The sequence below is a fragment of the Streptomyces sp. NPDC051567 genome (assembly GCF_044454165.1).
Lineage (GTDB): Bacteria > Actinomycetota > Actinomycetes > Streptomycetales > Streptomycetaceae > Streptomyces.
The window spans coordinates 58,069-71,444 of record NZ_JBITDK010000014.1; the positions used below are offsets into that span (position 1 = coordinate 58,069).

Sequence of the window (13,376 nt, forward strand, 5' to 3'; positions counted from 1 at the left end):
CCCTGACCGTGCCTGCGCTGCGCCGCTCAATGTAGTTGTCCGGGGGCGGCCGTGGGCCTGTTGCGGCGCACCGTGTCACGGGTCCGGGGCGATCGAGGGGGACGGCCGCCGGGCCGCCCGCGCCCGCCCCGCTCCCCCGCGCCTATGTCCGTGGCGGACAAGGACACGCGGGGACCACTCCCGAACGGCGCATGCCGTACCCCCGCCCCCGGGCCTAGCCTGCGGACAAAGAGACACGTGCGTCCGAAAACACCCCCCAGGAGCCCCCTATGACCGCTGTCCCGCAGGAGCGTCGCCTCGTCACCGCGATCCCCGGCCCCAAGTCGCGGGAGTTGCAGGCCCGCCGCCTGGAGACGGTGGCCGGTGGCGTGGGCTCCGTGCTCCCCGTCTTCACGGCCCGCGCGGGCGGCGGCATCATCGAGGACGTCGACGGCAACCGTCTGATCGACTTCGGTTCCGGCATCGCCGTGACCTCGGTCGGCGCCTCCGCCGAGGCCGTGGTCCGCCGCGCCGCCGCGCAGCTCGCCGACTTCACGCACACCTGTTTCATGGTCACGCCGTACGAGGGTTACGTCGAGGTCTGCGAGGCCCTGGCCGAGCTGACCCCGGGCGACCACGCCAAGAAGTCGGCCCTGTTCAACTCCGGCGCCGAGGCCGTCGAGAACGCCGTCAAGATCGCCCGTTCGTACACCAAGCGCCAGGCGGTCGTCGTCTTCGACCACGGCTACCACGGCCGCACCAACCTGACGATGGCGCTGACCTCGAAGAACATGCCCTACAAGCAGGGCTTCGGGCCGTTCGCCCCCGAGGTGTACCGCGTGCCGGTGGCCTACGGCTACCGCTGGCCGACCGGCGCCGAGAACTGCGGCCCCGAGGCCGCCGCCCAGGCGATCGACCAGATCACCAAGCAGATCGGCGCCGAGAACGTCGCCGCGATCATCATCGAGCCGGTCCTCGGCGAGGGCGGCTTCATCGAGCCGGCCAAGGGGTTCCTGCCCGCGATCGCGCGGTTCGCCGGTGACCACGGCATCGTCTTCGTCGCCGACGAGATCCAGTCCGGCTTCTGCCGCACCGGCCAGTGGTTCGCGTGCGAGGACGAGGGCATCGTCCCGGACCTGATCACCACCGCCAAGGGCATCGCGGGCGGCCTGCCGCTCGCCGCGGTGACCGGCCGCGCCGAGATCATGGACGCCGCCCACGCGGGCGGCCTGGGCGGTACGTACGGCGGCAACCCGGTGGCCTGCGCGGGCGCGCTCGGTTCGATCGAGACGATGAAGGAGCTGGACCTCAACGCCGCGGCGAAGAGGATCGAGTCCGTCATGAAGGCCCGTCTGGCAGTCATGCAGGAGAAGTACGACATCATCGGTGACATCCGCGGTCGCGGTGCGATGATCGCCGTCGAGCTGGTGAAGGACCCGGTCTCGAAGACCCCGTTCCCCGAGGCGGCCTCCGCGCTCGCCAAGGCGTGCCACGCCGAGGGTCTGCTCGTCCTCACCTGTGGCACCTACGGCAACGTGCTCCGTTTCCTCCCGCCGCTCGTCATCGGCGAGGACCTCCTGAACGAGGGCCTGGACATCATCGAGGCCGCGTTCGCGGGCATCTGAGCGAATTCCGAACATACGGCCTGATCGCTACCGACGGTAACGGGCGGGCGCTGTGAAGAAGGTGTGGGGGGCCGATGGCGGGAGCACGTTCCCGCTGTCGGTCCCCCTTCCGCTGGCGTACGGTTTCTGCAGATGAGTGAGACACCCCGCTCCCGGGAAACCGTGGGCGACACCGGTACCGGGCTTCCCCAGCGCCGCACCGGGCGTGCGTTCGCGCACACTCCTCACCGATCGGACGGCCGTCCGCCCCAGACCCCCCGGGGCGTACGGCGACCCGGTCCGGCCGGCCGCCCCGGAACCATCCCCCCTGTTCCGGGGCGGCCGGCCCTTCGCTCCCCCCTCGTACGGGGGTTCCTGCCGGCGGGGCTCTGCCTGGTGGCACTCGCCCTGATCACCTGGCAGGTCCTGACCGCCGGTCCGCTGCTCTCCCCGGACGTCCGGCTCGGCCGGGCCCTGGTCCGTACGGTCCCCGACGCGGTCACCGAACCCCTCGCCGACCTCGGCGGCCTTCCGGTCGCGCTGCCCGTCCTGCTCCTGGCCATGGCGTACGCCGCGTGGCGCGGCGACCGGCGCGGGGCCCTGGCCGCGGGGCTGGCCATGGCGCTGGTCCCGGCCCTGGTCGTCCCGCTGAAGGAGTGGACGGCCCGCCCGGGGCCGCTGGAACCCTGGGCCGCGGGGTACTTCCCCTCGGGGCACACGGCCACCTCGGCCGTCGCCTACCTCGGCGCGGCCCTGCTCGTACGCCCGTACACCCGGCGGGCCTGGCCGGTGCCCGTCGCCCTCGTGCTGACGGGGGCGACGGGCGCCGGGCTGGTCCTGCGCGGTTTCCACTGGCCCCTGGACGTGCTGGCCAGCTGGCTGCTCTGCGTACCGCTCCTGCTGGTGGCGGGGTGGTTCAGCGGCCGAAGTAGGCGTCGAAGTTCCGGCTGAACTCCCCTCCGCCGAAGCGGTCCCAGTTGATCGACCAGGTCATCAGGCCGCGCAGGTCGGGCCAGGTGCCGTGGGTCTGGTAGCTGCCGCAGTTGGTCTTCGTCCGCAGGCAGTCCAGCGCCTTGTTCACCTCGGCGGGCGTGGTGTGGCCGTTGCCCGCGTTCGGGGTGGCCGGGAGGCCGATGGCGATCTGCTGGGCGCGCAGCGGCGGGAAGAAGCGGGCGGCGTTGCCCGCGACCGGGAAGCCGGTGAGCAGCATGTCGTTCATGGCGATGTGGAAGTCCGCGCCGCCCATGGAGTGGTACTGGTTGTCGAGGCCCATGATCGGGCCGGAGTTGTAGTCCTGGACGTGGAGCAGGGTGAGGTCGTCGCGCAGGGCGTGGATGACCGGGAGGTAGGACCCGGCGCGCGGGTCCTGGCCGCCCCAGGGGCCGGAGCCGTAGAACTGGTAGCCGAGCTGGACGAAGAAGGTCTCCGGGGCCATGGTCAGGACGAAGGCCGGGCCGTAGCGGGCCTTGAGGGTCTTGACGGCCGTGATCAGGTTGACGATCACCGGGGTGGTGGGGGCGCGGAAGTCGGTGTCGCCGGTGGCCAGGGAGAGGGAGTGGCCCTCGAAGTCGATGTCCAGGCCGTTGAGACCGTACTCGTCGATGATCTTGCTGACGGAGGAGACGAAGGCGTCACGGGCGGCCGTGGTCCCGAGCTGGACCTGGCCGTTCTGGCCGCCGATCGAGATCAGGACCTTCTTGCCCGCCGCCTGCTTGGCCTTGATCGCCGCCTTGAACTCGGCGGGCGACTCCACGTTGGGGCACTGGCTCACCGGGCAGAGCGAGAAGCGGATGTCGCCCGAGGTGACCGAGGTCGGTTCGCCGAAGGCGAGGTTGATGACGTCCCAGGAGGCGGGCACGTCGGCCATCCGCAGGTAGCCGGAGCCGTTGGCGAAGCTCGCGTGCAGGTAGCCGACGAGCGCGCGGGAGGGGATGCCCGGGTTGCCGGGGTTGCCGTCGCTCGTCGTGGTGACGGAGACGGGGGCGCTGCGCGGGGACTCGCCCGCCGCGTTCACGGCGGTGACCTGGAAGGCGTACGTCGTGGACGCGGCGAGTCCGGTGACCGCGGCCGAGGCGGTGGTCACGGCCAGGGGCAGGGCTCCGTCGCGGTGGACCTGGTACGAGGTCGCGCCCGGCACGGCCGCCCAGGAGAGGGCGACCGAGGTCGGGGAGGCCGCGGACCCGGTCAGGCCGGTGGGGGCGGCCGGGATCTGGGGCCCGCCGGGGCCGCCGGGGTCGGGGCCGACGACCGTCACGTCGTCCGTGAAGTGGGCGGGCTGGCCGAACCAGCCGTGGGTGTAGACGGTCACCGAGGTGGTCGCCGGGCCGGTGCGGAAGGTGGTGCTCAGCTGCTTCCAGGCGCCCGGGGTCTGCGTCCAGGCCGACACGTCGGTGGTGCCGGTCCCGGCCGCGCCGAGGTAGACGTACGCGCCCTGCACCCAGGCGGCGAGAGTGTACGTCGAGTCGGGCTTGACCGTGACGCTCTGGGAGCAGCGGGCGTTGTCCTGCCCGGCCGGGGTGGCCCTGAGGGCGGAGGCGCCGCCGTGGACGGGCGTGGTGACGGTGGCCGCGGTACCCGGGGAGCAGCTCCAGCCGGTGAGGCCGGCTTCGAAACCGCCGTTGCGGGCGAGGTCGGCGTCCGCGGCCGTGGCCGGCGGGCCCGCGGCGAGGAGACCGGCCACCGCGAGGGCGGCGGCCGTGAGGAGGGACATGGCTCTGCGCACAACTGCCTCCGGAACATGGGGGGATGGAGGGTTCCAGCGGCGCCCAAGATGGTCCAGACCAATGGCCCTGTCAAGGCTTCCGGCCCTCCTCCGTCCGCTCGGTCCGCCCGGGGGGTTCCGGATCACGTGACGGTTCACGTGACGGATCGTGTGACGGTTCACGTGTCACCCCCCATGCCCCGGTCCGCGCCGGGCCCTGGGTGGCACCCCGCGTCGCCTCACCCTGGGTGACCGCCGTCGCCGTCGTCGCCGCCGACGCCGCGGCCTCGTGCAGCGCGAGCTCCAGCACGGCCGGGTCGGTCAGCGTCCCCCGGCCGTCCGGGAGGACCAGCCAGCGCACCCCGCCCGTCGCCCGGCCGGGGTACGGGACCACGATCCAGGTCCCGGTCCCGGCTCCCCGTACGCCCGTACCGACCCAGCGGGACGCCGTGCCCGGGGGGACGAAGAAGCCCAGCCGGGCGCCGCCGAAGTCGGCGAGGACCGGGCCGGGCCGGTCCACGAGCCGGCTGAGCACGTCGAGGGCGGGCCACCCCAGCTCCCCCGGCACGATCAGTACGTCCCAGCCCCGGCCGGCGGGCAGCAGGGCGACCCCGAGGGGGTTGCGCTCCCACTCCCACCGGCAGGCGCCCGGGTCCGGCGCCACCGATACCAGCCATTCCACTGCCGCCCTGGCCTCCGGGATCGTCATCGCCCGGCCTCCGTTCGCTGTCGGGGTGAAGGGTTCTCACCCGCAGAGAGCGGGGCCGGGCGTGGCTATGACGCGGGTTGTGCCGTCCCGTGGTGGTGAAGCCGGTCACACCCCGGCGGCGGGAGCCGCCGGAGAGCCGGTCCGGTGCCGGGGCCGGTGCCGGGGCTCAGCTGTCGAAGCCGAGGCCGAAGCGGTCCAGCGTCCTGAGCCACAGGTTCCGGTGGCCGCCGCGGCGGTCCGCGCGGGCCAGCGACCACTTGGTGAGCGCGATCCCGGTCCAGGCGAGGGGCTCCGGCGGGAACGGCAGGGGCTTGGAGCGGACCATCTCCAGCTCCGTGCGCGCGGTCCGCTCCCCGGAGAGGAGGTCCAGCATCACGTCCGCGCCGAACCGGGTGGCGCCGACGCCGAGCCCGGTGTACCCGGCCGCGTAGGCCACCTTCCCGGCGTACGCGGTGCCGAAGAAGGCCGAGAAGCGCGAGCAGGTGTCGATCGCCCCGCCCCACGCATGGCTGAAACTCACCCCCTCCAGCTGGGGGAAGCAGGTGAAGAAGTGCTCCGCGAGCGTCAGGTACGTCTCGGGGCGGTGGTCGTGGGCGGAGTCGAGCCTGCCGCCGTACGGGTAGACCGCGTCGTAGCCGCCCCACAGGATGCGGCGCTCGGGGGTGATCCGGAAGTAGTGGAACTGGTTGGCGCTGTCGCCGAGCCCCTGGCGGCCCCGCCAGCCGACGGAGTCGAGCTGGGCCTCGGTGAGCGGCTCGGTCATCAGCGCGTAGTCGTAGACCGGGACGGTCAGCGGGCGCACCCGCTTGACCAGCGAGGGGAAGATGTTGGTGCCCAGGGCCACCCGGCGGGCGAAGACCCGGCCGTAGGGGGTGCGGACGGCCGTGCCGGCCCCGGACGCGGCCAGTTCCAGGCCGCGCGTGTGCTCGTAGATCCGCACCCCGAGGCCGAGGCAGGCCCGCTTGAGGCCCCAGGCGAGCTTCGCCGGGTGGAGCATGGCGACGCCCTCGCGGTCCCAGAGGCCGCCGAGGAAGGTGGGTGAGTCGACCTCGGCGCGCAGGGCGTCGCGATCCAGCCATTCGGTGCCGCCGGCCAGGCCGAGCCGGGTGGCCTCGGCGTGGAGTGCGCGCAACTCCCCGACCTGGTGGGGTGCGGTGGCCACGTCGATCTCGCCGGTGCGTTCGAAGTCGCAGTCGATGCCGTAGCGGGCGACGGCCGCCTCGATGGCGTCGAGGTTGCGCGCGCCGAGCTCCTCCAGCGCGGCCAGTTCACCGGGCCAGCGGGCGAGGCCGTTGGCGAGGCCGTGGGTGAGGGAGGCGGCGCAGAAGCCGCCGTTGCGGCCCGAGGCGGCCCAGCCCACCTCGTGGCCCTCGATCAGGACGACGTCCCGGGCGGGGTCGCGCTCCTTGGCGAGCAGCGCGGTCCACAGGCCGCTGTAGCCGCCGCCGACGACGAGCAGGTCGCACCGCTCGTCACCGGTGAGGGCCGGCCGCGGGGCGGGCTTGCCGGGGTCGTCCAGCCAGTACGGGACCGGCAGTGCTTCGGAAAGGGATCGTGCGGCGGTGCGCATGGCGACTGGGGCCATGTCTTCCAACTCCCTACGGGAAAGACGGTCAACGGTTATGCGGGTCGTGCCTTCTTGCGACGGTTGCCGACGAACTGGCCGGCGAGGACCACCAGGACCGCGATGACGAACATCGCCGTACCGATGACGTTGATCTGGACGGGTGTACCGCGCTGGGCCGATCCCCAGACGAACATGGGGAAGGTCACGGTGTTGCCCGAGTTGAAGTTGGTGATGATGAAGTCGTCGAAGGAGAGCGCGAAGGAGAGCAGCGCGCCCGCCGCGATCCCGGGGGCCGCGATCGGCAGCGTCACCCGGACGAAGGTCTGCACCGGGCCCGCGTAGAGGTCGCGGGCGGCCTCCTCCAGCCGGGGGTCCATGGACAGGACCCTCGCCTTGACGGCGGCGACGACGAAGCTGAGGCAGAACATGATGTGGGCGATCAGGATCGTCCAGAAGCCCAGCCGGACGCCCATGTTGAGGAAGAGGGCGAGCAGCGAGGCGGCCATCACGATCTCGGGCATGGCCATCGGCAGGAAGATCAGCGAGTTGACCGCGCCACGCGCCCGGAAGCGGTAGCGCACCAGCGCGAAGGCGATGGCCGTGCCGAGGGCGGTCGCGGCGAGCGTGGCCCACAGGGCGATCTGGAGCGAGAGGGCGAGCGAGGAGCACAGGTCGGCGACGCCGCAGGGGTCCTTCCACGCGTCGAGCGAGAACTCCCGCCAGGCGTAGTTGAAGCGCCCGGCGGGGTCGTTGAAGGAGAAGACGGTCACGACGACGTTGGGCAGGATCAGGTACGCGAGGGTGGCGAGGCCGGCGAGCACGACCAGGTTGCGCCGCAGCCAGGCGAGGGGTGTACGCATCAGACCAGGTCCTCCGTCCCCGCGCGGCGGATGTAGAAGGTGACCATGACCAGGACGACGGCCATGAGGATGAAGGAGAGCGCGGCGGCCGTCGGGTAGTCCAGGACGCGCAGGTACTGCGACTGGATGACGTTGCCGATCATGCGGGTGTCGGTGGAGCCGAGCAGTTCGGCGTTGACGTAGTCGCCGCTGGCCGGGATGAAGGTGAGCAGGGTCCCGGAGACCACGCCCGGCAGGGAGAGCGGGAAGGTCACCTTCCGGAAGACCGTGGCGGGGCGGGCGTACAGGTCCCCTGCGGCCTCGTGCAGGCGGGTGTCGACGCGCTCCAGCGAGGTGTAGAGCGGCAGGATCATGAAGGGGAGGAAGTTGTACGTCAGGCCGCAGACCACCGCGAGCGGCGTGGCCAGGACCCGGTCCCCCTCGGTCATGCCGAGCCAGCTGGTGACGTCGAGGACGTGCAAGGTGTTCAGGGCGCCGACCACCGGCCCGCCGTCCGCCAGGATCGTCTTCCAGGCCAGGGTGCGGATGAGGAAGCTGGTGAAGAACGGGGCGATGACCAGGACCAGCAGGACGTGGCGCCAGCGGCCCGCCCGGAAGGCGATCAGGTAGGCCAGCGGGTAGCCGAGCAGCAGGCACAGCGCGGTCGCGGTGCCCGCGTAGAGCAGGGAGCGCAGGAACTGCGGGAGGTAGCCGGTCAGGGCGTCCCAGTAGGTCGCGAAGTGCCAGGTGACCGTGAACCCCTCTTCGAGGGAGCCGGTCTGGACCGAGGTGGACGCCTGGTAGGCCATCGGCAGGACGAAGAAGACCAGCAGCCACAGGATGCCGGGGAGCAGCAGCCAGTACGGGACCAGCCGCTTGCGGGCCGAGGCCCGGTGGACCGGGGGCCCGGCGGGGGCGGGTGCGGGTGCCTGGGCCGGCGGCGCGGTGGTGCTCACGCGCCCTCCCCGGCCGTCCCGGCGTCCGTCCCGGTGCCCGCGCCCGCCTGGTGGCCCGCGTCGAGGCCGAAGGTGTGTGCGGGGTTCCAGTGCAGGACGACCTCGGCGCCGGGGGTGAGGCGGGTGTCGCGTTCGATGTTCTGGGCGTAGACCTCCAGCCCGGGGCAGGCCGGGCCGTCGACGACGTACTGGGTGCAGACCCCGGTGAAGGAGGAGGAGGTGATCCGGCCGGTGATCTTGTTCCGGCCCTCCGCGACGGTGTGCCCTTCCGCCGCCGGGAGCAGGGATATCTTCTCCGGGCGCACCCCGACCAGCAGTGTCCCGCCGGCCTGGGGGGTGCCCGGACATCGGGCCGCGGGCAGCCTCAGCCGCGTTCCGCGGGCGCGGACGAGGACCTCCGTCCCGGCCGACTCCACCGCTGCCTCGATGAGGTTGGAGGTGCCGAGGAAGTTGGCGACGAAGGTGGTGCGCGGGTTCTCGTACAGCTCGGCCGGGTCGCCCAGCTGCTCGACCCGGCCCCCGTTCATCACGGCGACCGTGTCGGCCATGGTCATGGCCTCCTCCTGGTCGTGGGTGACGTGGACGAAGGTGATGCCGACCTCGGTCTGGATGCGCTTGAGCTCCAGCTGCATCCGGCGGCGGAGCTTGAGGTCGAGGGCGCCGAGCGGCTCGTCGAGGAGGAGCACCTGCGGGCGGTTGATCAGGGCCCGGGCGACGGCGACGCGCTGTTGCTGGCCGCCGGAGAGCTGGTGCGGCTTGCGCCGGGCGAAGGCGCCGAGCTGGACCAGCTCCAGCATCTCCTCGACCTGCTTGCGGACGGACGTGACGCCCCGGCGGCGGAGCCCGAAGGCGATGTTCTCGAAGATGTCCAGGTGCGGGAAGAGGGCGTAGCTCTGGAAGACCGTGTTGACCGGGCGCTTGTACGGCGGCAGGTGGGTGACCTCCCGTTCGCCGAGGTGGACCGTGCCGGTGGAAGGGTCCTCCAGACCGGCGATCATGCGCAGGGTGGTGGTCTTCCCGCAGCCCGAGGCGCCGAGCAGGGCGAAGAAGGAGCCCTGGGGGACGGTGAGGTCCAGCGGGTGCACGGCGGTGAAGGAGCCGTAGTGCTTGCTGATCCCGGTGAGGCGGACATCGCCGCCCGCGGTCTTGTCAGTCATGGATGGGTCCCGGGGTTGGGTGGGGAAGGGTCGGTGGCCCGCCGGAGCCGTCCGGCCGGGACGCGCCGCCGCCGGAGCCGTCCGGCCGGGCGGTGCCCGGGTCCTCCGGGGCCCGCCGTGAGGCGCGGGGTGCGGGGGTTGCGGGTGTGCCGTACGGGGCGGGGCACGGGACGGTGGGAAGGTGACAGGGGCCCGGCGTGGCAGGGGGGTCAGGCGCCGATGAGTCCGGCGAACTTCTCCTCGTACGCCGTCTCCTCCTCGCCGCTCAGGGAGCGGAAGGCGTGGGACGTGGCGGTCATCGCCTTGTCCGGGACGATCAGGGTGTTGCCCGCCAGCGCGGGGTCGATCTTGGCGAGTTCCTCCGCGACGCCCTCGACCGGGCAGACGTAGCTGATGTACGCGGCCAGCCGGGCGGCGACCGGCAGCTCGTAGTAGTAGTCCACGAGCCTCTCGGCGTTGGCCTTGTGCCGGGCCCCGGCGGGGACCAGCAGGTTGTCGCTGGAGGTGATGTACCCGGCGGCGGGGATCGCGTACTTGATGTCCGGGTTCCCGGCCTGGAGCTGGATGACGTCCCCGGCCCAGGCGAGACAGGCGGCGAGGTCGCCCTTGTCGAGGTCCGCGGTGTAGTCGTTGCCGGTGAAGCGGCGGATCTGCTTCTTGTCCACGCCCTTCTGGAGGCGCCCGACGGCCTCGTCGAAATCGGCGGTGGTGAAGGACGCCGGGTCCTTGCCCTGGTCGAGCAGGGTCATGCCGACGGTGTCGCGCATCTCGGTGAGGAGACCGACCCGGCCCTTGAGGGTGGGATCGTCGAGCAGCTGGGTGACGGAGTCGACCCGCCGGCCTTCGGTGGCCCTGGCGTTGTAGGCGATGACGGTCGATATCCCGGTCCAGGGGTAGCTGTACGCGCGGCCCGGGTCCCAGTCGGGGCTGCGGAACTGCGGGGAGAGGTGGGCGAAGGCGTGCGGGAGGCGGGAGGCGTCCAGCTTCTGCGCCCAGCCGAGCCGGATCATGCGGGCGGCGAGCCAGTCGGTGACGACGATCAGGTCACGGCCGGTCTCCTGGCCGGCCGCGAGCTGCGGGCGGATCTTGCCGAAGAACTCGACGTTGTCGTTGACGTCCTCGGTGTACGTGACCCCGATCCCGGTCCGGCGGGTGAACTCCTCCAGGGTCGGACGGGACTTCTCGTCCTCACCGGTGTCCATGTACTCGGTCCAGTTGGAGAAGACGACCTCCTTCTCCTGTTCCGAGCGGTCGTCGGAGGCCGCCGCCGTGGACTCGCGCCGGGCGGGCGGGATGCCGCAGGCGGTGAGGACGGACAGGCCGCCGAGGGTGAGTGCCCCGGCCCCGCCGGCCCGCAGCAGCGAGCGGCGGGTGAGGGCGCCCCGGCCGCCGGTGAGGCTGCGCCGCATCGCGGCGCGTCGCGCCCCCGAGAGGCGGTCGGGCTCGAACTGCTCCATGCGCTGTGCCCTTTCGGAGATGGGTGCGCCACCGGTGAGGCGGCCTGATGCCACGCGGCAGAGGCCGCGCGCCGTCAGGCGCGGTCCCCGAAGACCGTGCGGTGCCAGTCCTTCGCGGCGACTGCGGTGTTGTCGAACATCACATGCTTGACCTGCGTGTATTCCTCGAAGGAATAGGTGCTCATGTCCTTGCCGAAGCCGCTCGCCTTGTAGCCCCCGTGGGGCATCTCGCTGATGATCGGGACGTGGTCGTTGACCCAGACGCAGCCCGCCTTCAGCTCGCGGGTGGCGCGGTTCGCCCGGTAGACGTCACGGCTCCAGGCGGAGGCGGCGAGTCCGTACGGGGTGTCGTTGGCCAGCGCGATGCCCTCGTCGTCGGTGTCGAAGGGCAGGACGGCGAGGACCGGGCCGAAGATCTCGCACTGGACGACCTCGCTGTCCTGGGCCGCCCCGGTGATGAGGGTGGGCCGGTAGTAGGCGCCCGCCTCCAGCTCGCCGCCGGGGGCCTCGCCGCCGGTGACGACGGTGGCGTACGCGCGGGCCCGCTCGACGAAGGCGGCGACCCGGTCGCGGTGGGCGTGGGAGACGAGCGGGCCGAGGTCGGTGCCGGGGGCGAAGGGGTCGCCCACGCGGACGGTCTCCATCAGCTCGGCGACGCGGGCGACGAAGGCGTCGTGCAGGGGCCGCTGGACGTAGGCGCGGGTGGCGGCGGTGCAGTCCTGGCCGCTGTTGATGAGGCAGGCGGCGACGGCCCCGTGCGCGGCGGCCTCCAGGTCGGCGTCGTCGAAGACGAGGAAGGGCGCCTTGCCGCCGAGCTCCAGGTGGAGCCGTTTGACGGTGGCGGTGGCGATCTCGGCGACCCGCCTGCCGACGGCGGTGGAGCCGGTGAAGGAGGTCATCACCACGTCCGGGTGGCCCACCAGGTGCTCGCCCGCGTCCCGCCCGGCGCCGGTGACGATGTTGACCACGCCGTCGGGCAGCCCCGCCTCCGTGGCCGCCCGCGCGAACATCAGGGAGGTCAGCGGGGTGAGTTCGGCGGGCTTGAGGACGATCGTGTTGCCCGCGGCGATCGCCGGGAGGATCTTCCAGGCGGCCATCTGGAGCGGATAGTTCCAGGGTGCGATCGAGCCGATCACCCCGATGGCCTCGCGGCGTACGTAGGAGGTGTGGTCGCCGGAGTACTCGGCCGCCGCCTGCCCCTGGAGGTGGCGCGCGGCCCCGGCGAAGAAGGCGGTGTTGTCGACGGTCCCCGGCACGTCGAACTCCGTGGACAGTTTCAGCGGCTTCCCGCACTGGAGGGACTCGGCGTACGCGAAGTCCCCGGCCTGCCCGGCCAGTACGGCGGCCAGCCGGTGCAGGGCGTCCGACCGCTCCCCGGGGGTGGCGGCCGACCAGGCCGGGAAGGCGCGGACGGCGGCGGCGACGGCTTCGTCGACGTCCGCGGTGCCCGCGAGTTCGTAGGTGAGCACCTCGCGGCCGGTCGCGGGATCGACGACGGTGTGCGACCGCCCCGAGGTGCCGGACCGGAGCCGGCCGTCGATGTACTGCGCGCCGTCCGCGAAGCGGTCCCTGACCTGGAAGCGGTTGCCCATCACGCTCTCACGTTCTCCGTAGCCACAGTTCGAGCTACCGCTCGAATTGAGTGCCGATCCTGACAGAGGTGTCCTCCCCCGCCAAGGGATTCCGTTGTTGCCTTTTGATTACGCGACGAAATCGGTCGACCATATGTCGAGGCACATGCGAAATCCCGTACGAAGTGTCCGTGGCGACTGCCAGACTCGCGTGCATGGAGACGATCGACGAGCTGATCAAGCAGGTCAACCGGGGTGAGCGAGTGAAGTTCCTGCCGTTCTGGGGTCACCGTCCACGGGCGGACGGCGCGCTGGGCACGGGCTGTCTGAGCCAGTGGTGGCCATCCGCCTTCACTGTGGGTGAGGTGCGTTATGCCACGGCGGAGCACTGGATGATGGCCGCCAAGGCCCGGCTGTTCGGGGACGCCGAGGCGGAGCGCGCGGCGCTGGGGGCGGGGAATCCGGGGGCGGCGAAGGCTGCCGGGCGGCGGGTGCGCGGCTTCGACGAGGCGATATGGGTGCGGGAGCGGTCCGCGATCGTGGTGGCGGGCAGTGTCCACAAGTTCGGCTCCGACCCGGCGCTGCGCGCCTACCTGCTGGCCACCGGGGACCGGGTGCTGGTCGAGGCGAGCCCGCTGGACCGCGTCTGGGGCATCGGCCTGGCGGCCGACGACGAGCGCGTCCGGGACCCGGCCCGCTGGCGCGGGCCGAACCTGCTGGGCTTCGCGCTGATGGAGGCCCGCGCACGGCTGCGGGCGGACCCCGCCTGAGCCTGCGGCGGGCACACGGGCACACGGGCACGCTGGACACCGGCACGGGCGCGGGCGCGGACCCGG

10 protein-coding genes and 1 pseudogene are annotated in these 13,376 nt (G+C 72.3%); 3 read left to right on the forward strand and 8 right to left on the reverse strand.

Annotated elements, in window-relative coordinates:
• Positions 1-269: 269 nt before the first annotated feature.
• Positions 270-1,604: a 4-aminobutyrate--2-oxoglutarate transaminase gene (gabT, locus tag ACIA5F_RS17520; protein ID WP_399353804.1), complete on the forward strand. Its 1,335-nt coding sequence runs from the start codon at positions 270-272 to the stop codon at positions 1,602-1,604.
• Between the two features lie 132 nt (positions 1,605-1,736).
• A complete protein-coding gene (locus ACIA5F_RS17525; RefSeq protein ID WP_399353806.1) occupies positions 1,737-2,534 on the forward strand; it encodes a phosphatase PAP2 family protein in 798 nt (265 codons plus the stop codon).
• Here the strand turns inward: ACIA5F_RS17525 and ACIA5F_RS17530 are convergent.
• The 8 genes and pseudogenes from ACIA5F_RS17530 to ACIA5F_RS17565 all read right to left on the reverse strand — a co-directional run bounded on the left by ACIA5F_RS17530 (position 2,500) and on the right by ACIA5F_RS17565 (position 12,561).
• Positions 2,500-4,293 (reverse strand): chitinase, encoded by a 1,794-nt coding sequence (locus tag ACIA5F_RS17530; RefSeq protein WP_399353808.1) that lies wholly within the window; start codon positions 4,291-4,293, stop codon positions 2,500-2,502. The two genes, ACIA5F_RS17525 and ACIA5F_RS17530, sit on opposite strands and share 35 nt — an antisense overlap.
• Positions 4,294-4,552: 259 nt before the next feature.
• A pseudogene (locus tag ACIA5F_RS17535) lies at positions 4,553-4,993 on the reverse strand (hypothetical protein); the annotation flags it as partial.
• A 166-nt stretch (positions 4,994-5,159) separates the two neighbouring features.
• Complete coding sequence (locus ACIA5F_RS17540; protein WP_399353809.1) at positions 5,160-6,578, reverse strand: NAD(P)/FAD-dependent oxidoreductase; 1,419 nt, start codon at positions 6,576-6,578, stop codon at positions 5,160-5,162.
• Between the two features lie 35 nt (positions 6,579-6,613).
• Positions 6,614-7,420, reverse strand: a complete 807-nt coding sequence (locus ACIA5F_RS17545; RefSeq protein WP_399353811.1) for an ABC transporter permease — start codon at positions 7,418-7,420, stop codon at positions 6,614-6,616.
• Complete coding sequence (locus tag ACIA5F_RS17550; protein WP_399353813.1) at positions 7,420-8,355, reverse strand: ABC transporter permease; 936 nt, start codon at positions 8,353-8,355, stop codon at positions 7,420-7,422. The genes ACIA5F_RS17545 and ACIA5F_RS17550 overlap by 1 nt, the downstream gene beginning before the upstream one ends.
• Positions 8,352-9,512 carry an ABC transporter ATP-binding protein gene (locus ACIA5F_RS17555; protein WP_399353815.1) on the reverse strand — a complete coding sequence of 387 codons (1,161 nt, stop codon included), beginning with the start codon at positions 9,510-9,512 and terminating at the stop codon, positions 8,352-8,354. Before ACIA5F_RS17555 ends, ACIA5F_RS17550 begins: the two co-directional genes overlap by 4 nt.
• Positions 9,513-9,721: 209 nt before the next feature.
• Positions 9,722-10,969, reverse strand: coding sequence for a spermidine/putrescine ABC transporter substrate-binding protein (locus ACIA5F_RS17560; protein WP_399353817.1), 1,248 nt, complete (start codon positions 10,967-10,969; stop codon positions 9,722-9,724).
• A 74-nt stretch (positions 10,970-11,043) separates the two neighbouring features.
• Positions 11,044-12,561, reverse strand: coding sequence for a gamma-aminobutyraldehyde dehydrogenase (locus tag ACIA5F_RS17565; protein WP_399353970.1), 1,518 nt, complete (start codon positions 12,559-12,561; stop codon positions 11,044-11,046).
• Positions 12,562-12,755: 194 nt separating this feature from the next.
• On the opposite strand from ACIA5F_RS17565, the gene ACIA5F_RS17570 reads away from it, so the two are divergent.
• The gene (locus ACIA5F_RS17570) at positions 12,756-13,310 is read left to right on the forward strand and encodes an NADAR family protein (protein ID WP_399353819.1); all 555 of its coding nucleotides are present in this window, start codon (positions 12,756-12,758) and stop codon (positions 13,308-13,310) included.
• Positions 13,311-13,376 lie beyond the last annotated feature (66 nt).